The sequence below is a fragment of the Curtobacterium citri genome (genome assembly GCF_030362955.1).
In the GTDB taxonomy this organism is placed as follows: Bacteria; Actinomycetota; Actinomycetes; order Actinomycetales; family Microbacteriaceae; genus Curtobacterium; species Curtobacterium citri.
The window spans coordinates 1-18754 of sequence record NZ_JAUCML010000010.1; the positions used below are offsets into that span (position 1 = coordinate 1).

General features: G+C 72.7%; 19 protein-coding genes. 14 read left to right on the top strand and 5 right to left on the bottom strand.

Features of this window, described 5'->3' with window-relative positions; genetic code table 11:
- Nucleotides 1-155: 155 nt before the first annotated feature.
- The gene (locus QUG92_RS13815; RefSeq protein ID WP_289459467.1) at nt 156-1349 is read right to left on the bottom strand and encodes an AraC family transcriptional regulator; all 1194 of its coding nucleotides are present in this window, start codon (nt 1347-1349) and stop codon (nt 156-158) included.
- 179 nt (nt 1350-1528) lie between these two features.
- Here QUG92_RS13815 and QUG92_RS13820 point away from each other — a divergent pair, with 179 nt between their 5' ends.
- From QUG92_RS13820 to pgi, 4 genes are all read left to right on the top strand, one after another.
- A complete protein-coding gene (locus QUG92_RS13820; RefSeq protein WP_069713601.1) occupies nt 1529-1825 on the top strand; it encodes a metal-sensitive transcriptional regulator in 297 nt (98 codons plus the stop codon).
- Nucleotides 1826-1868: 43 nt separating this feature from the next.
- Nucleotides 1869-2087, top strand: coding sequence for a heavy-metal-associated domain-containing protein (locus QUG92_RS13825; protein WP_289459471.1), 219 nt, complete (start codon nt 1869-1871; stop codon nt 2085-2087).
- A complete protein-coding gene (locus QUG92_RS13830; RefSeq protein ID WP_353063205.1) occupies nt 2084-4345 on the top strand; it encodes a heavy metal translocating P-type ATPase in 2262 nt (753 codons plus the stop codon). Before QUG92_RS13825 ends, QUG92_RS13830 begins: the two co-directional genes overlap by 4 nt.
- 122 nt (nt 4346-4467) lie before the next feature.
- Entirely contained in the window at nt 4468-6177 is a 1710-nt protein-coding gene (pgi, locus tag QUG92_RS13835) for a glucose-6-phosphate isomerase (RefSeq protein WP_289459472.1), read from the top strand.
- Nucleotides 6178-6352: 175 nt separating this feature from the next.
- Here the strand turns inward: pgi and QUG92_RS13840 are convergent, their stop codons facing one another.
- Entirely contained in the window at nt 6353-7264 is a 912-nt protein-coding gene (locus tag QUG92_RS13840) for an RAD23 family protein (RefSeq protein WP_289459473.1), read from the bottom strand.
- A gap of 110 nt (nt 7265-7374) precedes the next feature.
- Here QUG92_RS13840 and QUG92_RS13845 point away from each other — a divergent pair, with 110 nt between their 5' ends.
- From QUG92_RS13845 to QUG92_RS13855, 3 genes are all read left to right on the top strand, one after another.
- A complete protein-coding gene (locus tag QUG92_RS13845; RefSeq protein WP_289459475.1) occupies nt 7375-7941 on the top strand; it encodes a hypothetical protein in 567 nt (188 codons plus the stop codon).
- Between the two features lie 220 nt (nt 7942-8161).
- On the top strand, nt 8162-9619 hold the full coding sequence (locus tag QUG92_RS13850; protein ID WP_182048057.1) for a sugar porter family MFS transporter: 1458 nt from the start codon (nt 8162-8164) through the stop codon (nt 9617-9619).
- Nucleotides 9620-9755: 136 nt separating this feature from the next.
- Nucleotides 9756-10460, top strand: a complete 705-nt coding sequence (locus tag QUG92_RS13855; RefSeq protein WP_289459476.1) for a DUF4396 domain-containing protein — start codon at nt 9756-9758, stop codon at nt 10458-10460.
- Between the two features lie 60 nt (nt 10461-10520).
- Here QUG92_RS13855 and QUG92_RS13860 read toward each other — a convergent pair whose 3' ends face one another.
- The 3 genes from QUG92_RS13860 to QUG92_RS13870 all read right to left on the bottom strand — a co-directional run bounded on the left by QUG92_RS13860 (nt 10521) and on the right by QUG92_RS13870 (nt 12507).
- Nucleotides 10521-11495, bottom strand: a complete 975-nt coding sequence (locus QUG92_RS13860; protein ID WP_289459643.1) for a zinc-binding dehydrogenase — start codon at nt 11493-11495, stop codon at nt 10521-10523.
- A 27-nt stretch (nt 11496-11522) separates the two neighbouring features.
- The gene (locus QUG92_RS13865) at nt 11523-11945 is read right to left on the bottom strand and encodes an organic hydroperoxide resistance protein (RefSeq protein ID WP_069713595.1); all 423 of its coding nucleotides are present in this window, start codon (nt 11943-11945) and stop codon (nt 11523-11525) included.
- A 106-nt stretch (nt 11946-12051) separates the two neighbouring features.
- Entirely contained in the window at nt 12052-12507 is a 456-nt protein-coding gene (locus tag QUG92_RS13870; RefSeq protein WP_289459478.1) for a MarR family winged helix-turn-helix transcriptional regulator, read from the bottom strand.
- Nucleotides 12508-12615: 108 nt separating this feature from the next.
- On the opposite strand from QUG92_RS13870, the gene mvk reads away from it, so the two are divergent.
- The 7 genes from mvk to QUG92_RS13905 all read left to right on the top strand — a co-directional run bounded on the left by mvk (nt 12616) and on the right by QUG92_RS13905 (nt 18712).
- A complete protein-coding gene (gene mvk, locus QUG92_RS13875) occupies nt 12616-13605 on the top strand; it encodes a mevalonate kinase (protein WP_289459479.1) in 990 nt (329 codons plus the stop codon).
- Nucleotides 13605-14612, top strand: coding sequence for a diphosphomevalonate decarboxylase (gene mvaD, locus QUG92_RS13880; RefSeq protein WP_353063210.1), 1008 nt, complete (start codon nt 13605-13607; stop codon nt 14610-14612). The genes mvk and mvaD overlap by 1 nt, the downstream gene beginning before the upstream one ends.
- A complete protein-coding gene (locus tag QUG92_RS13885; protein WP_289459481.1) occupies nt 14609-15688 on the top strand; it encodes a phosphomevalonate kinase in 1080 nt (359 codons plus the stop codon). Before mvaD ends, QUG92_RS13885 begins: the two co-directional genes overlap by 4 nt.
- Nucleotides 15685-16749 carry a hydroxymethylglutaryl-CoA reductase gene (locus QUG92_RS13890; RefSeq protein WP_289459483.1) on the top strand — a complete coding sequence of 355 codons (1065 nt, stop codon included), beginning with the start codon at nt 15685-15687 and terminating at the stop codon, nt 16747-16749. The genes QUG92_RS13885 and QUG92_RS13890 overlap by 4 nt, the downstream gene beginning before the upstream one ends.
- Nucleotides 16746-17906, top strand: a complete 1161-nt coding sequence (locus QUG92_RS13895) for a hydroxymethylglutaryl-CoA synthase (RefSeq protein ID WP_289459485.1) — start codon at nt 16746-16748, stop codon at nt 17904-17906. The genes QUG92_RS13890 and QUG92_RS13895 overlap by 4 nt, the downstream gene beginning before the upstream one ends.
- A 121-nt stretch (nt 17907-18027) precedes the next feature.
- Nucleotides 18028-18411 (top strand): DUF7882 family protein, encoded by a 384-nt coding sequence (locus QUG92_RS13900; protein ID WP_289459487.1) that lies wholly within the window; start codon nt 18028-18030, stop codon nt 18409-18411.
- Nucleotides 18412-18544: 133 nt separating this feature from the next.
- Entirely contained in the window at nt 18545-18712 is a 168-nt protein-coding gene (locus tag QUG92_RS13905) for a hypothetical protein (RefSeq protein ID WP_182047297.1), read from the top strand.
- Nucleotides 18713-18754: the final 42 nt, after the last annotated feature.

Genomic DNA, 18754 nt, shown 5'->3' on the forward strand with positions numbered 1-18754 from the left:
CTCTCGATGCCCGCCGGGACACGTTCCCAGCGGTTGCTGTTCACGGATGAGACGGGGTGACACCGAGGTTCGTCACGCGACGGTCACGGGTTCCAGAGGTCTTCCAGGAAAGGTGCCAGAACGGCGGTTCTCCGTGTACCCCGGACCGAGCCGCTTCAGCGCCGGACGCCGGAACCGGCCGTCGTGTTGCGCGACGCAGCGTCCCGTGCGGCACGGACGACGGCCATCGGCGACTGCCCGCACTCCTCCTGGAAGAGCTGCTGCAGACGCCGGGGACGCACGCCCGCGGCCTCGGCGATCTGCTCCACGGTCAGGTCGCCACCCGCGTGCGCCTCGATGTGCGCGAGCGCCCGACGGACGCGCCAGGACGTCCGGCCGGACTCCGGACGCGCAGCCCGTGACGCCCGCAGGGTCGCGGCCGGGTCCTCGCCGAAGCGGTCCCGGTAGGCGGCGGCGAACCGACCGGGGTTGGTGAACCCCCATCGTCGCGCGACCGGGGTGACGCCGTCGTCGCCGGCCGCACGGAGCAGCTCACGGCGGACGCAGTCGAGCCGGTGGTCCCGCAGGAACCGGTTCGGCGTCGTGCCGAGCGTCCGGGCGAACACGTCCTGCAGCCCGCGCTGGCTGAGCCCGGACGCCTCGGCGATCTCCGGGACGGACGGCCGGTCGTCGGCGTGCGCCTCGATGTACCGGATGGCGTCCCGCAGCCGGTTCGCGACGGGGACGTCCTCGCCGCGGTTGCGGATCGGGAAGGTGTCGAGCACCACGACGGCCAGTCGGCGGTTGAGCGCGGTGCGCATCGGCCCGACCACCCGGTCGTCGAGCAGCGCCGGGGCGAGGTCCTGCACGAGGCGCCGCAGGGGTTCGCGCTGCGCCACCGTGGCGTCCTGCTGGTCGAACAGGAGCGGTCCGTCCGGCAGGCGGTAGCCGAGCTCCTCGCCGACGGACCGCAGGAACGGGTCCGCCAGGTGCAGGCCGTTGTAGACCGTGTCCGCGGACACGAACCGGTACGCCTCGGACGCCGAGGCGATGTAGGGGCTGCCCGGCTCGATCACGCGGGTGCGGTCGGCGAAGTGCATCTCGAGCCGGCCCCGGGTGAGCCAGAAGACGACGTGGTCGGTCCGCGGCGCGATGACCCCGCCGCGGCGACCGTTCTCGGAGCGCATGGTGCGGAGCGTGACGTCCTCGTCGCCGACGATCGTGTACTCGTACCGCGTGCCGTCGGTCACGAAGGTGTCGGACCCGAGGTCGCGTCCGTTCACCTCGGCCGAGAAGATGCGCGCGTAGTCGACGCCGTCGTCCTCGGTGAAGCGCAGCCGGCGGAAGCCGTGCGTCGTCGAGGAGCCCATCTGCGCATCATGCCAGCCCTGTCCGCTAAGCGCACCGCCCCCGAGTGGAGGGGGCGACGGACGGGAGGCGCGTGGCGGGCCCGGCCGCGTGCCTCCCGTCCGTCACGGATCACCGGTGCAGCGCCACCGCTCCCGGAATACCCCGTGGGGGTACCCTGTTGTCGACACCGGAGGTCGGGATGCAGGAACACGCACACGTCGGGTACATCGACGACAAGGACGACCTGCTCAAGCGGTTGCGTCGGGCCGAGGGGCAGGTGCGCGGCATCGCGCGCATGGTCGAGGACGAGACCTACTGCATCGACGTCCTCACCCAGATCTCCGCGGCGAACCGAGCGCTCGAACGCGTCGCGCTCTCGTTGCTCGAGGACCACCTGCGCCACTGCGTCGCGGAGGCCGTCGCCGAGGGCGGGGACGCCGCCGACGCGAAGGTGCGCGAGGCGAGCGACGCCATCGCGCGACTCGTCCGCTCCTAGTCACCGAGACGTCCACGGACCCACACCGACCGGAAGGAACACCATGACCACCGAGACCATCGCCGTGACCGGGATGACCTGCGAGCACTGCGTGACGAGCGTGACCGAGGAGGTGTCCGAGCTCAACGGCGTCACCGACGTCGCCGTGGACCTCGTGCCGGGCGGCGACTCGACCGTGACCGTCACCGCCGACCACCCGCTCGACGACCAGGCCCTCCGCGGCGCGATCGCGGAGGCGGGGTACGAGGTCGTGTCCCGGTGACCGACGGCGTCGTCGACCTCGACATCACGGGGATGACCTGCGCCTCGTGCGCGAACCGCATCGAGCGGAAGCTCGGCAAGCTGCCGGGCGTCAGCGCGACCGTGAACTACGCGACCGAGCAGGCACAGGTGTCCGTCACGGACCCGGACGCGATCGACCCCGCCGCGCTCGTCGCCGCGGTGGAGGCGGCCGGCTACGGCGCGACGGTGCGCCTGCCGCAGCCGCCGGCCGGCGCGGACGCCACGGACCAGGCCGATGCCGTCGACCCCGCCGCGCCCCTGCGCCAGCGGCTCGTCGTGTCCGCGGTCCTCGCGGTGCCGGTCGTGCTGCTGTCGATGGTGCCGGTCCTGCAGTTCCCGAACTGGCAGTGGGCGGCACTCGCCCTCGCGGCCCCGGTCGCGGTCTGGGGCGCCCTGCCCTTCCACCGGGCCGCGTGGGTGAACGCCCGACACGGTGCCGCGACCATGGACACGCTGGTCAGCGTCGGCGTCCTCGCCGCGTTCGGCTGGTCGCTGTACGCGCTGTTCCTCGGCGACGCCGGGCGGCCCGGGATGCACATGGCCTTCTCGTGGTTCGCCACCGACCCCGAGGCGAGCGACCTGTACCTCGAGGTCGCCGCCGCCGTGACCGTGTTCATCCTCGCCGGCCGGTACATGGAGGCCCGCGCGAAGCAGCAGTCCGGCGCTGCCCTCCGCGCCCTGCTCGAGCTCGGCGCGAAGGACGCGTCCGTCCTGCGCGACGGCCCCACCGGCCCCGTCGAGACCCGGGTTCCGGCGGCGTCCCTCGTCGTCGGCGACGTCGTCGTCGTGCGACCCGGCGAGCGGATCCCGAGCGACGGCGTCGTGCGCGAGGGGTCGTCGGCCGTCGACCGCAGCATGCTGACGGGGGAGTCGGTGCCGGTCGAGGTCGGCCCCGGTGGACACGTGACCGGCGCGACGATCAACCAGGGCGGTCGGATCGTCGTCGTGGTCACGGCCGTCGGCGCCGACACCGAGCTCGCCCGCACCGCTCGCCTCGTCGAGGACGCGCAGACCGGCAAGGCCGCCGTGCAGCGGCTGGCCGACCGGGTGTCCGCGGTGTTCGTGCCGATCGTCATCGGCCTGGCGGTGCTCGCCTTCGTCGGGTGGCTCGTGGTCGGCGGCTCGCTCACCGCCGCGTTCACGGCCGCCGTGGCGACGCTCATCATCGCCTGCCCCTGCGCGCTCGGGCTCGCGACGCCGACCGCCCTGCTCGTCGGGACCGGGCGCGGCTCGCAGCTCGGCATCCTCATCGGCGGTCCGCAGGCGCTCGAACGCACGCGCGGCGTGGACACGGTCGTGCTCGACAAGACCGGCACGGTGACGACCGGCGAGATGCGGGTCGACGCCGTGCTGGCCGCTCCCGGTGCCGGTCTCCGCGACGCCGAGCTGCTCGCCGTGGTGGCCGCGGCCGAGGACGGCTCGGAGCACCCGGTCGCGCGGGCGGTCGTCCGAGCCGCCCGCGCGCAGGGCCTCGCGGTGCCCGGCGCCGAGCAGTTCACCGCGGCGCCGGGGGCGGGCGTGCAGGCCGTCGTCGACGGCGAGGTCGTCGTCGTCGGCACCGCCCGGTGGCTCGCGGAGGCGTGGGCCCTGACCGTGCCCGAGCCGCTGGCCGCACAGGTCGCCACGGCGGAGGCGGGCGGCGGGACCGCGGTCCTCGTCGCGCGGGGCGGCGGCGTGCTCGGCGCGGTCGTCGTGGCCGACACCGTGAAGCCCGAGGCGGCGGAGGCCGTGCGCCGGTTCGTCGCGCTCGGGCTCCGTCCCGTCCTGCTCACCGGCGACAACGAGGGGGCTGCCCACGCCGTCGCCGCGGCGGTCGGCATCGACGAGGTGCACGCACGGGCCACGCCCGCGTCGAAGCTCGACACCGTCCGCCGGCTGCAGACCGAGGGGCGCAGCGTCGCGATGGTCGGCGACGGGGTCAACGACGCCGCGGCACTGGCGGCGGCGGACCTCGGCATCGCCATGGGTGCTGGCACCGACGCGGCGATCGCGGCGAGCGACATCACCGTCGTCAACGGTCGCCTGACCGTCGTCGCCGACGCCGTCCGGCTCTCGCGGGCGACCCTCCGGACGATCCGGGGCAACCTGTTCTGGGCGTTCGCGTACAACGTCGCGTCGATCCCGCTCGCCATGGCGGGGCTGCTCAACCCCGTGCTCGCGGGTGCGGCGATGGCGTTCTCGTCGGTGTTCGTCGTGACGAACAGCCTGCGGTTGCGTCGCTTCGCGCCCACGCCCTGACCGGACTCCGCGGCCCTGTGCGCGGGGACACCGCCGCGGCACTACGCTCGGACGTGGTCCGCGACGCAGCGCTGCGGTGACCCGCGGTCCAGTACGTCCAGAAGGTACCCAGGAGGACCGAAGTGACCGAATCCGCTCCCGTCGACCCCACATCGACCGACGGCTGGAAGAAGCTCGCCGGCATCGCCGACGGATTCACCCCCGACCTGCGCGGTTGGTTCGACAGCGACCCCGGCCGTGCCGAGCGCTACACGTTCCAGGCCGCCGACCTGACCGTGGACCTGTCGAAGGGCCTCGTCGACGACGACATCCTCGCCGCGCTGCTCCAGGTCGCGAAGGACGCCGGCGTCGCCGAGCGCTTCCAGGCGATGCTCGCCGGTGAGCACATCAACGTCACCGAGGACCGCGCCGTGCTGCACACAGCACTCCGTCGTCCGGAGGGCATCGAGCCGGCGCTCGTCGTCGACGGCCAGGACGTCGACGCCGACGTGCACGCCACGCTCGACAAGGTCTACGTCTTCGCCGAGAAGGTCCGCTCCGGCGAGTGGACGGGTGTCTCGGGCAAGCGCATCGAGACCGTCGTCAACATCGGCATCGGCGGCTCGGACCTCGGCCCGGTCATGGTCTACGAAGCCCTCAAGCCCTACGTGCAGGCCGGGCTCGAGGCGCGCTTCGTCTCGAACATCGACCCCGCGGACATCTACGAGAAGACTGCGGACCTCGACCCCGAGACCACGCTCTTCATCGTCGCGTCGAAGACCTTCGGCACCCTCGAGACCCTGACGAACGCGCGCCTGGCCCGCCAGTGGCTGTGGGCGGAGCTCGGCCTGACCGACGCGAGCGACGACGAGAAGTCGAACGCCGTCGCGAAGCACTTCGTCGCCGTCTCGACCGCGCTCGACAAGGTCGCCGCGTTCGGCATCGACCCGGAGAACGCCTTCGGCTTCTGGGACTGGGTGGGCGGCCGCTACTCGGTCGACTCGGCCATCGGCACGAGCGTCGTCATCGCCATCGGCAAGGAGAACTGGCAGCAGTTCCTCGCGGGCTTCCACGCGATCGACGAGCACGTCCGCACCACGCCGCTCGAGCAGAACGTCCCCGTCCTCATGGGCCTGCTCAACGTCTGGTACACGAACTTCCTCGGTGCGCAGAGCCACGCGGTCCTGCCCTACACGCAGTACCTGCACCGCTTCGCCGCGTACCTGCAGCAGCTCACGATGGAGTCGAACGGCAAGCGCGTCCGCTGGGACGGCACGCCGGTCACCACCGACACGGGTGAGGTCTTCTGGGGCGAGCCGGGCACGAACGGCCAGCACGCGTTCTACCAGCTCATCCACCAGGGCACGCGGCTCATCCCGGCGGACTTCATCACGGTCGCGAAGCCCGCTCGTCCGCTGAAGGACGAGTCCGGCGACGGGAAGGCCGTGCAGCCGGGCCAGGACGTCCACGCCCTGTTCCTCGCGAACTTCTTCGCGCAGACGAAGGCGCTCGCGTTCGGCAAGACCGCCGACGAGGTCCGCGCCGAGGGCACCACCGACGAGGGGATCGTCGCGGCCCGCACCTTCACGGGCAACAAGCCGTCGACGTCGATCCTCGCGCCGGAGCTCACCCCGAGCGTGCTCGGCCAGCTCATCGCGCTCTACGAGCACATCGTGTTCACCGAGGGCACCATCTGGGGCATCGACTCGTTCGACCAGTGGGGCGTCGAGCTCGGCAAGCAGCTCGCGCTGCAGATCGCCCCGGCCGTCGACGGTGACCAGGACGCGCTCGCGTCGCAGGACTCGTCGACCATGGCGCTCATCGCCAAGTACCTGGAGCTGCGCGGCGAGTAGTCACGCACCCCCACGACGGACGGGAGGCGCGGTGCCGGCTGGCCCCGCGCCTCCCGTCCGTCGTCTGGTCGCGCTGGCCGCGGGGCGGCGCCGCCCGAGTCTCGGCTCTGCGGACAGTTTCGCGATCAACGGACCGCGAAACTGTCCGCAGTGCCGAGGCTCGCGCGCCGCGCGCTCAGCGCGCGAGCGGGTCGAGGTTGAGCGACGTGCCCTCGTACAGGTACTGGTCGTCGCCGAAGACCTGGACGCCCTCGTTGCACCAGACGAGCGCCTTCACGCTGATGCCGAAGCGCGCGGCGACGTCGCCGATCAGGTCGTTGCGCGCGACCGTGTAGGTCCGCGGTGCGCCCGAGCCCGTCGTCGCGGTGACCGGTCCGGCGGCGTTCGCGCGGGCGCCCCCGTCCACCGGGTGCACGTTCGTCTGCCGCGCGGGCACCGACCACCGGACCGGTGTGACCGCGAGCACCTTGTCCGCACCGATCTCGATCGGGACGTCCGCCTGGCCTGGTTGCGCGGCAGAGGAGACCACGAGGGTGACGAGCCCGGACGGGTCGACGCCGGACCCGTCGAGCGGCACCGACTTCGCCAGGGGCGACGAGGTCGGGCCGCCGAGGACGTCGTCGCCGACGCCGCGGTAGGTCAGGCCGTCGCCGACCTGCCGCTCGCGCTCGAAGAAGCCGACGTCGATCGGCACGGGCAGTGTCGACGTCACGCCAGAGTACTGCGCCGTGAAGGTGTCGTCCCCGTCCGCGACGACGCGGTAGTGGAAGTGGATGCTGCCCTTCGGCGAGGCGACGTCACCCTCGGTCAGGACGGTGCCCGCCGGGATGGGCGTGAGCACGGGGTCGGGCACGGTGGCCTCGGTGGCGACCGGGGTCGGAGCCCGCGGGGTGGCCGATGCCTCGAGGAGGTCGCCCTCCGATGCCGCGTCGGGTGTGGCAGAGGGGGTCGGCGCAGCGGAGCGGCTCGCCGTCGGCGGGTCCGAGGGCGCCGGGAGCGCCGTGTCGGACCCGCGCAACAGCGAGCACCCGGACAGTGCGACGACGGTGACCAGAGCGGCAGCACCGGTCGCGACGGTTCGGATCATGATTCCCCCTCGGTTGTCGAGCGTAGCGCGGGACGACCCCGGTCTCGACGGCCCGGTCGGCCCGTGTGTCCGGGGACGTACGTGTCGGCCCGAGCGGCTACCGTCGAGGCATGGACCGTCACGACATCCTCGCCGCCGCAGCCGCCGCCCACGCCGCGCGCATCGCCGAGGCGGGCGGTGACGACACGGCCGCCCGTCGTCGTGCGGACGCGGTCGAGGGCCGACGCCTCGGGACCGACGAGGCCGCCGCCGACGCGGTCCGGGCCGTCGAGCGCCGCCGTGCCGGCGAGGTCGAGCGTGCGGCCGAGCGCACCGAGGGTGCGCTGTCGGACTGGCACCGGATGGGCACGCGGCGCGGTGTGACACCGGACGAGCAGCTCCGGAGCGCCTGGACGGTCACCGGCGTCCCCGAAGCGGGGGCGGCACGGGCGCTCGCGAACGTCCTGCTGTCGACCGCCGGCCACGCCGGACGTGTGGCGGACGCCGCGCGACGAAATCCCGCGCTCGGCGGTGCCGCCGGAGCCGCCGCCCGTCGGACGGTCCGTCGGTACACGGACCACGGGGCCGGGATGGCCTCGTTGGGCGACGTGCTCGGTGACGACCGCGACGGCCGCGACGGCCGGGGCGAGGACCGTGACGGCCGGGGCGGCCACCGGAGCGACGACGCCACCGGCTGACCCGGGGTCCGCACCACCGCGACCGCGGTGTCCCGGGGTCGCAGGCGGCAGGGACAAGGCGAGCGCCCGAGACGCACTTGGAGCGCTCCCGCTCTGACCAGGCGTTTCGTGGACCGGTCCAAAAGTCAGGTAGTCAGAATGTCCAATTGACAGGACATGGATTCGGGTTACGATCGGCTCACGCGAAGACGCGCGATCACCCGACGAAGGAGTCATCCGAATGGTCGACATCAAGCCGACGCAACCGAGCGTCGCACTGCCCCCGGTCGGCGAGGGGCCGCACCGCCGCCGCCTCGGCGTGCTCGCCCTCGTGGCGACCTTCGGGGGCCTGCTCTTCGGCTACGACACCGGCGTGATCAACGGTGCCCTCCGCCCGATGACCGAGGAGCTCGGGCTGACGACGATCACCGAGGGCGTGGTCACGAGTTCCCTGCTCTTCGGTGCCGCCATCGGGGCGATGCTCGGCGGTCGGATCGCCGACGGGTGGGGTCGTCGCCGCACGATCATCCTGCTCGCCGTCACGTTCTTCGTCGGCACCCTGATCTGCGTGTTCGCCCCGTCCTTCGGGGTCATCGTCGTCGGCCGGGTGCTCCTCGGTCTCGCGGTCGGCGGGGCGTCGACCGTGGTGCCGGTGTTCCTGGCCGAACTCGCGCCGTACGAGATCCGCGGGTCGCTCTCCGGCCGCAACGAGCTCATGATCGTCATCGGTCAGCTCGCCGCGTTCGTCGTGAACGCCGTCATCGGCAGCCTCTGGGGCGAGGGCAACGGCGTCTGGCGCGTCATGCTCGCCGTCTGCGCCCTGCCTGCGATCGCGCTCTTCGTCGGGATGCTCCGCGTGCCGGAGTCGCCGCGCTGGCTCGCGTCGAAGGGGCGGTACGGCGAGGCTCGGTCGGTGCTGGCGCAGATCCGCTCCGAGGAGCGCGCGACCGCGGAGCTCGAGGACATCAAGCGGACCAACGACATCGAGGCGAAGGTCCAGCAGGAGAGCGGGTGGCGGGTGCTGCTCGGCAACAAGTGGCTCATCCGCATCGTCCTGATCGGTGCGGGGCTCGGCGTCGCGCAGCAGCTCACCGGCATCAACTCGATCATGTACTACGGCCAGACGGTGCTCATCGAGTCGGGCTTCCAGGAGCAGGCGGCACTCATCGCCAACATCGCGCCCGGTGTCATCGCGGTGATCGGTGGCTTCATCGCCATCGCGAACATGGAGCGCATCAACCGCCGCACGACGCTCATCATCGGGTTCTCGCTGACGACCGTCTGCCACTTCCTCATCGGGATCGCCTCGATGGTGCTCGTGTCCGGCAACCCCGCCCGCCCCTGGGTGATCCTGTTCCTCGTCGTCGCGTTCGTCGGCTCGATGCAGACCTTCCTCAACATCGCGGTGTGGGTCGTCCTGTCCGAGATCTTCCCGACGCAGATCCGCGCGCTCGGCATGGGGATCGCGGTGTTCTGCCTCTGGATCGCGAACGCCTTCCTCGGCCTGTACTTCCCGACCATCGTCGCCGCCACCGGCATCACGGGCACCTTCTTCGGCTTCGCCGCCGTCGGGGTCCTCGCGCTCCTGTTCATCTGGCGGTTCGTGCCCGAGAGCCGTGGGCGCACCCTCGAGGAGGTCGAGGAGGGCGTCACCACCGGCAACATCTTCACGGTCCCCGCGAAGCAGGCGCGCCGCTAGACCGGCCGCACGACGGACGGGAGGCCCGTGGCGGATCCGTCACGGGCCTCCCGTCCGTCGTGCGCACCGGTACCGCTCATCCATCCGTCGCTACGCTCGTCACTTGTCGCGGGACAACGACGGACGGAGGCGCTCGGTGGCGGAACTGCAGGTGGACGACCTGCCGACGGCCCTGACGGTCGTCTGTGCGCTGGTGCTCGTGGTCGCCGTGGGCTGTGCCGTGTTCGTCGCGGTGGACGTGGTGCGGCACCCGCCGCGCATGCGGGTGATGGCGTTGGTCTGGCCGCTCACCATGCTCTTCGGCAGCGTCGTCTGGCTGGTCTTCTACCTGCGCCGGGGGCGCGCGACGGTCGACGGACACGGGCGCTGGGCAGGGACCGCGATCGACACCAGTCACTGCGGCGCGGGGTGTGCGCTCGGCGACCTCGTCGGGGAGTTCGGGCTGGTCGCGGTCCCGGCGCTCGGCACGCTCGTCGGGCTCGGCACGCTCTACCAGGACCGCATCGTCGCCGGGTGGGTCGTCGACTTCGTCATCGCCTTCGCGCTCGGGATCGTGTTCCAGTACTGGTCGATCGCGCCGATGCGCGGACTCGGCCTGCGGGACGGGCTCGTCGCCGCGCTCAAGGCGGACACCCTCAGCATCACCGCGTGGCAGGTCGGCATGTACGGCCTGATGGCGGTGTGGCAGTTCGCGGTCTTCCCGTCGCTGTTCGGCGGCCGGGTCGGGGTGCTGACGCCCGAGTTCTGGGTCGCCATGCAGCTCGCGATGGTGGCCGGCTTCGTGTGCTCCTACCCGGTGAACGCCTGGCTGGTACGGCGGGGGCTCAAGGAAGCCATGTGACGACGGACGGGAGGCGCGGTGCCAGCTGGCACCGCGCCTCCCGTCCGTCGTCTGCTCGCGCTACGGGCGCAGCAGCACCTTGCCGACGCGGCCGGCGGTGTCGCTGGCACGGGCCGCGGCGCGCGCGTCCTCGAAGACGAAGGTCTCCGAGACGGGGAGCGTCAGCGAGCCGTCGAGCACGCGCGTGATGAGCTCGCCGAAGAGCTGGCCCTTGAGCTCGGCGGGCATGGTCTTGCTGACGACCGCGCCCCAGAAGCCCTTGACGGTGAGCTGGCCGAAGATGACCTTGCCCGACGGGATCTCGAGCGTCGGCGACGCCATGGCGCCGAAGACGACGAGCGTGCCGTTCTCGCCCATGACCGAGGCGATGTCGCCGGCGGCCTTCCCGCCGACGGACTCGACGCCGGCGACGATCGGGGCGCCACCGGTGAGCTCGCGGACCTGGTCCTGCCAGCCCTCCGAGTCGGTGGCGACGATGCGGTCGATGCCCTGCTCGCGGAGCTCCTCGACGCCCTCGGCGCGACGGACCAGGCCGATGACGTTGATGCCACGGGCCTTCCCGAGCTGCGCGACCATGCGGCCGACGGCGCCGTTCGCGGCGTTCTGGATGATCCAGTCGCCCTCGTGCAGGTCGAGCGAGTGCAGCAGGCTGATGGCGCTGAACGGCATCGACACGAGCTGCGACGCGGCCTCGTCGGGCATCGCGTCCGGCACCGGGACGAGCCCGGCGGCGTCGGCGACGTAGTACTCGGCCCAGACGCCGAACGTGCCGCCGGCGACGCGCTGGCCGACCTGCAGGCGGTCGACGCCCTCGCCGAGCGCCTCGACGACCCCGAGTGCCTCGGTGCCGCTGGCGGCGGGCAGGTCCGGCTTGAAGCCGTAGGTGCCGCGGATGGTCCACAGGTCGTGGTTGTGGATGGGGGAGAGGACCGTGCGGACGAGCACCTGCCCGGGGCCCGGCTGCGGGACCGGGCGCTCGGCCACGGTCAGGACGTCGGCGGGCTCACCGAAGGTCTCGTGGACGACGGCGCGCATGGTGGTGGGGGTGGTGTCGGTCACGGGTCAGTCCTCCGAGACGACGATGGTGACGTCGATGTTGCCGCGCGTGGCGTTCGAGTACGGGCAGACCTGGTGCGCGGCGTCCGCGAGGGCCTGCGCCTGGTCGTGCTCCATGCCGGGGATGACGACCTCGAGCATGACGGCGAGCTGGAAGCCGCCCTGGCCGTTCGGGCCGATCTGCACGCGGCCGCCGACGGACGAGTCGGTGACCTTGACCTTCTGCGCACGGGCGACGCCCTGCAGTGCGGAGTGGAAGCATGCGGCGTAGCCGGCGGCGAAGAGCTGCTCGGGGTTCGCGCCGTTGCCGGAGCCGCCCATGTCCTTCGGGATCGCCATGTCGAGGTCGACGCGGCCGTCGCTGGTGGCGACGTGGCCGTTGCGGCCCTCGCCCGTGGAGAGCGCTTCTGCGGTGTAGAGGACGTCCATGTGGGGTCCTTCCTTCCTTCGTGGGGGTCAGTGGGCCGGTGCTGCGGCGGCGCCGAGGCTCGGCTCGGCGGACACTTTCGCGGCTCGGGGGCCGCGAAACTGTCCGCTAGGGCGAGCCTCGGCGCGCGGGCGCGGGTGCCGCCGCGTGCATCGTGGCGGTCAGCCGTTGCAGGGTCGCGATGAGCTCGAGCGCCGACCGTTCGTCGTGCAGGCCCATGCCGGCCGCGATCGCCGCGGGGACGTGTGCCAGCTCGGGACGGATCGACCGGCCGCGTGCGCCGAGGGTCACGGTGACGATGCGCTCGTCGGTGCTCCGACGCTCGCGGCGGACGAGGTCTGCCTGCTCCATCCGGCGGAGGAGCGGAGAGAGCGTGCCCGAGTCGAGCTGCAGGTGGTCGCCGAGGCCCGAGACGGTCTGGTCGCCCTCGATCCACAGCGTGACGAGGACGAGGTACTGCGGGTACGTGAGTCCCCAGGGCTCGAGCAGCGCGCGGTACGCCTGCGTGGTCGCCCGGGACGCCGCGTAGAGCGAGAAGCACACCATCTCGTCAGTCACCGGCATGTCGTCAGTGTTGCACGCAACCAGGTTGTGCACAACTCAACCGGCCGATCGGCGATGTGCGCGTCGCACGCCGGGTCGGTGGCTCCGGATAGGCTGACGCGAGCCACGATGACCAACCACGACACCGACAGCACCGCGATCCCCGGAGCCGGAACCCCCCTCCGCACCGGGACCGCGTCGTCCCACGGCAAGACGATCCTGATCGGCGAGCACGCCGTGGTGTACGGCGTACCCGCGCTCGTGCTCCCCGTGCTCGACGTCCGGGTCACGGCGACCGCGACGCCCGTGGAGCCCGACGCCGGCAGCCGGCTCGAGTCGACCGTGCACACCGGGCCGCTCGACACCGCGCCCGCGGCCGTCCTGCCGACGGTGACGGCCGTCACCGCCACCCTGCGCCACCTCGGGGTCCCTGACCAGCACCTGCACGTCCGGGTCGACAGCGCCGTCCCCACCGCGCGGGGGATGGGTTCGAGCGCCGCGGTCGCCGCTGCCGTCACCGCCGCCGTGGCCGACGTCTTCGGGCGCACGCTCGACCCCGAGGAGCACCACGAGCTCGTGCAGGAGTGCGAGCGCGTCGCGCACGGTCGGCCGTCCGGCCTCGACGCCCGCGGGGTCGTGGCGGACGTCCCCGTCTGGTTCGAGGACGGCCTCGTCGAGCCCGTGCCGCTCGGCGCCGCCTTCACGTTCGTCGTCGCCGACACCGGTGTCCCGGGCCACACGCGCGAGGCCGTGACCGCCGTCCGCGAACGACACGACCGCGACCCGCAGGCCGTCGACGCGGTCGTCGCGGCGATCGGCGACCTCGCCCGACGCGCACGGGGGACGCTCGTGGATGGCGATGCCCAGGCCCTCGGTGCCACGATGGACGCCGCGCACGAACTGCTCTCCGAACTCGACGTGTCGAGCACGGACCTCGACCGGCTCGTCGACGCCGCACGCCGTGCGGACGCCCTCGGCGCGAAGCTCACCGGCGGTGGGCGCGGCGGATGCGTCCTCGCGCTCGTCGCGGACGGGGAGCACGCCGACCGCGTGGCCGCCGCACTCCGCGACGCCGGCGCGACGGAGACCTGGACCACCACGATCGGAGCCCGCGCTTGATGACCGCCACCGCCGTCGCGCACCCCAACATCGCGCTCGTGAAGTACTGGGGCAAGGCCGACGCGCAGCTCGCCCTGCCCGCGACCGGCAGCGTGTCGATGGGCCTCGACGTCTTCCCGACGACGACGACCGTGACGCTCGACGGCTCGGCCACCGCGGACTCCCTCGTGCTCAACGGCACCGCGGCACCGGAGGGTGCCCTGGTCCGGGCGCAGCAGTTCCTCGAGCTCGTGCGCGACCTCGCCGGTTCGACGACGCACGCCCAGGTCGAGACGGTGAACACCGTGCCCACGGGCGCGGGACTCGCGTCGAGCGCCTCCGGCTTCGCGGCCCTCGCGACGGCCGCCGCCGCCGCGTACGGACTCGACCTGTCCGAACGCGACCTCTCCCGCCTGGCCCGTCGCGGTTCCGGCTCCGCCACGCGGTCGATCCCGGGCGGGGTGTCGGTCTGGCACGCCGGGGATGACCAGGGCTCGTACGCCGAGCGCATCCCCGCACCGCCGATGGCCATGGTCGTCGTGACGATCTCCGCCGGCGAGAAGGCGATCGGATCGCGCGAGGCGATGCGACGCACGATCGCGACCTCGCCGTTCTACCCGGCGTGGGTGACGTCGACGACCGAGACCGTCGGGGAGATGCTCGACGCCTGCGCCGCGGGGGACTTCACCCGCATCGGTGAGCTCGCGGAGAGCAACGCCCTCCGCATGCACGCCACCATCGAGGGCGCCTTCCCGCCCATCCGCTACCTGAACGCCCGCAGCGTCGCCGTCTTCGACGCGGTCGCCGAGCTGCGGGCGTCGGGCACCGAGGCGTACGCCACGGCCGACGCCGGCCCGAACGTGGTCGTGCTCACGAAGCCCGAGGACCGCGGGGCGGTCGCCGCCGCGCTGGGCGGGCTCGGCGAGGTCATCGAGTCGGGCACCGGACCAGGCGCGCGCGTGGTCCGCTCCGAAGGGACGGAGGCACCCGGAGCGGGTGCCGTCCGACCGGAGGAGACCGCCGAGTGATCGAGTTCCGCGCCCACGGCAAGCTGTTCGTCGCGGGCGAGTACGCCGTCGTCGAGCCCGGGCAGCCGTCCGTGCTCATCGCCCTCGACCGGGCCATCACCGCCCGCGTCGCCGAGGGACACGGCGCGGGCAGCGTGCACTCCGAGGAGTACGGGCACCTCCCGCTCACCTGGACCCGCGACGAGGACGGCCTGGCGCTCGACCGCGAGCACCACCCCTACGACTACGTGATGGCGACGATCGACCTGGTCGAGAAGCTCCGCGCCGAACGGGGGATCGCCCCGCGCTTCCACGACCTGCGGATCGAGAGCCAGCTCGACGACGCCAGCGGCCGGAAGTTCGGGCTCGGGTCGTCGGCCGCCGTGACCGTGGCCACCGTCGGTGCGCTCGACCGCTTCTACGGCATCGGCCTCTCGCAGCGCGACCGCTTCCGGGTCGCCCTGCTCGCCACCATCCGGGTCAACCCGCGGGCGTCCGGCGGCGACCTCGCCGCGAGCACGTTCGGCGGTTGGCTCCGCTACAGCGCGCCGGACCGCGAGCGGCTCGCGGGCGTGCTCGACCACCACTCGGTGACCGACGTCCTGGCCGACGCCGACGCGTGGTCGGGCTTCGACGTCCAGCGCCTGCCGGCACCCGCGGACCTCGAGCTCCTCGTCGGCTGGACCGGCTCCCCGGCGTCGACGACGAAGCTCGTCAGCGTGGTCCGGAAGCACCGCAACGGCGGGTACCAGGCGTTCCTCGACGACAGCCGCGCCTGCGTCGACGACCTGACCACGGGCCTCCAGACCGGCGACGCGGCGACGACGCTCCACGCCCTGCGCCGTGCCCGCACGCTCCTGCAGCGGCTCGGTACCTCGGTCGGCTCGCAGATCGAGACCGAGCGGCTCGCCACCCTGTGCGACGTGGTCGAGTCGGCCGGCGGGGCGGCGAAGCCGTCCGGTGCCGGCGGTGGCGACTGCGGCATCGCGCTCGTCCCGGCGGACACCGACCTCGCCGGCATCCACCGCGCCTGGGAGGCGCACGACATCAGACACCTCAGCGTCGCGGTGCAAGCACCCGAAGGGAGCGTCGAATGACCGACCTGCTGACCCCGATCCCCACGAGGTGGGTGGGGCCGATCCGCGTGAGCGGCAACGTCGTGGAGGGCGAGCACGAGGTGCCCCTCGCGACGTACGAGTCGCCGCTGTGGCCGTCCGTCGGTCGCGGTGCCCGTGTGTCACGGATGGTCGAGGGCGGCATCGTCGCGACCGTCGTGGACGAGCGCATGACCCGCTCCGTCGTGGTGAAGGCCGACAGCGCCGCCGCCGCGCACATCGCCGCCGGCCGCATCCTGGCGCGGCAGGACGAGCTCGAGCAGCTCGTCGCCGGGCAGAGCCGCTTCGCGAAGCTCATCGAGGTGCACCCCGAGATCGTCGGCGACCTGCTCTTCCTGCGTTTCGCGTTCACCACGGGTGACGCGTCCGGGCACAACATGGTGACGCAGGCGGCGGACAAGCTGCTGCCGGCGATCCTCGCGTGGGAGCCGGGGCTGCGGTACGTCAGCGTCTCGGGCAACTTCTGCACGGACAAGAAGGCCACCGCGGTGAACGGCATCCGCGGGCGCGGTCGGAACACGATCGCCGAGATCGTCATCCCGGGTGAGATCGTCGAGAAGCGTCTGCGATCCACGCCGGCGAAGATCGCCGAGCTCAACGTCGCGAAGAACCTGGTCGGCTCGACCATCGCCGGGGCCCTGCGCTCCGCCAACGCGCACTACGCGAACATGCTGCTCGGCTTCTACCTGGCCACCGGGCAGGACGCCGCGAACATCGTCGAGGGCTCGCAGGGCATCACCTACGCCGAGGCCCGCGGTGACGACCTGTACTTCTCCACCGCGCTGCCGCACCTCATCGTCGGCACGGTCGGCAACGGCAAGGGCGGCGACCTGCCCGTCGTCGAGGACGCCCTCGTGCGCCTCGGCTGCCGCGAGGACCGTGAGCCCGGTGCCAACGCCCGACGCCTCGCCGCCCTGTGCGCGGCGACGGTGCTCTGCGGCGAGCTGTCCCTGCTCGCCGCGCAGACCAACCCCGGGGAACTCATGGCGGCGCACGTCGCCATGGAGCGCCGCGGAGCCAAGCCCGCAGGAGGTGCGGCATGAGCGGCATCGGCATCCACGACATCGCGATCGCGACCGGCCACCACGTGCTCGAGCTCGACGACCTGGCCGAGCGCCTCGGCGTCGACCCGGCCAAGTACCACGTCGGCATCGGGCAGGACGCCTTCAGCGTGCCCGCCCCCGACGAGGACATCGTCACGATGGGCGCCGCCGCCGCGAAGGAGGTCATCGACCGCCACGGCGTCGAGGGCATCCGCACGGTGCTCTTCGCGACCGAGTCCGGCGTCGACCAGTCGAAGGCCGCCGGCGTCTACGTGCACGGGCTGCTCGGCCTGCCGCACAACGTCCGCGTGGTCGAGCTGAAGCAGGCCTGCTACGGCGGGACCGCCGCCGTGCAGCTCGCCCTCGGCATCATCGCCCGCGCCCCGCACGAGCGCGTGCTCGTCATCGCCGCCGACGTCGCGCGCTACGACGTCGACACCGCCGCCGAGCCCACGCAGGGCGCCGGTGCCGCCGCGATCCTGGTGTCCGCCGACCCCGACCTCGTCGAGATCGAACCGGCCGCGGGCGTCTTCACCGCGGACGTCGACGACTTCTGGCGGCCGAACGACCGGTCGACCGCGCTCGTCGACGGCCGGCTGTCGGTGAGCGCCTACGTCGACGCCTTCGTCGGGGCCTGGGACGACCTGGCCGCGCAGGGCGGCCCGGCGTACGAGGACATCGTGCGCTTCGTGCACCACCAGCCGTTCACGAAGATGGCGCTCAAGGCGCACCGGAAGCTCACGCAGCACGTCGGGGCGCCCTTCGACGAGTCCGAGCTCGCGGTGGGCTTCACCTACAACAAGCAGACCGGCAACACGTACACGGCGTCGCTCTGGATCGGCCTCGCGGCGCTCCTCGACCTCGACGACGACCTGGCGGGGGAGCGGATCGCCCTGTTCAGCTACGGCTCGGGCAGCGTCGGGGAGCTCATCACCGGGATCGTCCGACCCGACCACCGCGACCACCGTCGCCAGGGCCGCGTGCGCGCCCTGCTCGACGCACGCGAACCGCTGACCGTCGACGCCTACCGCGAGCTGCACGCCGCCGGAGCGGCGACGAGCGTGGACGTCGAGCGTCCCCGGGTCACCACCGCGCCGTACCGGTTCGCGGGGGTGCGCGGCGGAGCGCGGCACTACGAGGCGACCGGTCGGGGCTGAGCGACCGGCGGCCGCCCGACGCGGTCGCGGACGGACGGGAGGCGCGTGGCGGGGTCGCCACGCGCCTCCCGTCCGTCGATCGGTCGGGTCGCGACAACCGGCCAGGTGTAGAAGGATCCTCATGGGTCAGCTCATCTACGACGGCGAGGTGCTCGACCTCCGGGTCGACGACCGCGCACTCACACACCTGCAGATCGTCATCGTGAACATGCTCCGGCGGGACCACCGCTTCGTGTTCTCCTGGAAGGACGACGTGCTGCACGGCGACGGGCGGAGCTCGATCTGGCTCCACCCGAACGTCAGCCTGCGCTTCACGTTCGGCGGCAGTCGCGTGCCCGCCATCAACCGCAGTTGGCTCGAGGACCTGTACGCCGCCGCGACGTCGGGAGCGGGGCTCGTGCTGACGCCGGAGCCGCCGGACACGAGCACGGCCGACGACTCGGCGTGGTCGCAGGCCGTGGTGCCGGGTGGTGTGCCGTCGTCCACCGCCGGCGACACCGAGTAGCACGCCGCGGCTCCCGGGTCAACGGGTACCCGGGGCCGGGATCGTCTCCGTAGCCTGCCGGTACCGCGGGTCCGTGCGTCCCCGAGACGGCGACAGGGCGCCGCGACGCAGGGACCGTGGGGGAGGGAACCGCATGTCCGCGACGGAGAGCACGCACGACGACCGTGTCGGGACGGTCGTCGCCGCGGGGGGTCGGCACGAGGTCTGGATCAGGGGCCTCCTCGTCGAGCCGGACGGGTGCACGCTGTACTCGGACTTCTTCGTCGACGACGATGCGGACGCGCCGGCCGTCACCGGGTGACGGTGCGCCCTCCCGCGCCCCGGCCGTCGTTCCCCCTCCGGC

What these genes read in the sequence shown, in the direction of transcription:
- QUG92_RS13820 (WP_069713601.1), top strand. Translation starts at nt 1,529, where the DNA reads ATGCAGGAACACGCACACGTCGGGTACATCGACGACAAGGACGACCTG.
- QUG92_RS13825 (WP_289459471.1), top strand. Translation starts at nt 1,869, where the DNA reads ATGACCACCGAGACCATCGCCGTGACCGGGATGACCTGCGAGCACTGC.
- QUG92_RS13850 (WP_182048057.1), top strand. Translation starts at nt 8,162, where the DNA reads ATGGTCGACATCAAGCCGACGCAACCGAGCGTCGCACTGCCCCCGGTC.
- QUG92_RS13845 (WP_289459475.1), top strand. Translation starts at nt 7,375, where the DNA reads ATGGACCGTCACGACATCCTCGCCGCCGCAGCCGCCGCCCACGCCGCG.
- mvaD (WP_353063210.1), top strand. Translation starts at nt 13,605, where the DNA reads ATGACCGCCACCGCCGTCGCGCACCCCAACATCGCGCTCGTGAAGTAC.
- QUG92_RS13840 (WP_289459473.1), bottom strand. Translation starts at nt 7,264, where the DNA reads ATGATCCGAACCGTCGCGACCGGTGCTGCCGCTCTGGTCACCGTCGTC.
- QUG92_RS13895 (WP_289459485.1), top strand. Translation starts at nt 16,746, where the DNA reads ATGAGCGGCATCGGCATCCACGACATCGCGATCGCGACCGGCCACCAC.
- QUG92_RS13905 (WP_182047297.1), top strand. Translation starts at nt 18,545, where the DNA reads ATGTCCGCGACGGAGAGCACGCACGACGACCGTGTCGGGACGGTCGTC.
- QUG92_RS13900 (WP_289459487.1), top strand. Translation starts at nt 18,028, where the DNA reads ATGGGTCAGCTCATCTACGACGGCGAGGTGCTCGACCTCCGGGTCGAC.
- mvk (WP_289459479.1), top strand. Translation starts at nt 12,616, where the DNA reads ATGACCAACCACGACACCGACAGCACCGCGATCCCCGGAGCCGGAACC.
- QUG92_RS13870 (WP_289459478.1), bottom strand. Translation starts at nt 12,507, where the DNA reads ATGCCGGTGACTGACGAGATGGTGTGCTTCTCGCTCTACGCGGCGTCC.
- QUG92_RS13865 (WP_069713595.1), bottom strand. Translation starts at nt 11,945, where the DNA reads ATGGACGTCCTCTACACCGCAGAAGCGCTCTCCACGGGCGAGGGCCGC.
- QUG92_RS13860 (WP_289459643.1), bottom strand. Translation starts at nt 11,495, where the DNA reads ATGCGCGCCGTCGTCCACGAGACCTTCGGTGAGCCCGCCGACGTCCTG.
- QUG92_RS13890 (WP_289459483.1), top strand. Translation starts at nt 15,685, where the DNA reads ATGACCGACCTGCTGACCCCGATCCCCACGAGGTGGGTGGGGCCGATC.
- QUG92_RS13815 (WP_289459467.1), bottom strand. Translation starts at nt 1,349, where the DNA reads ATGGGCTCCTCGACGACGCACGGCTTCCGCCGGCTGCGCTTCACCGAG.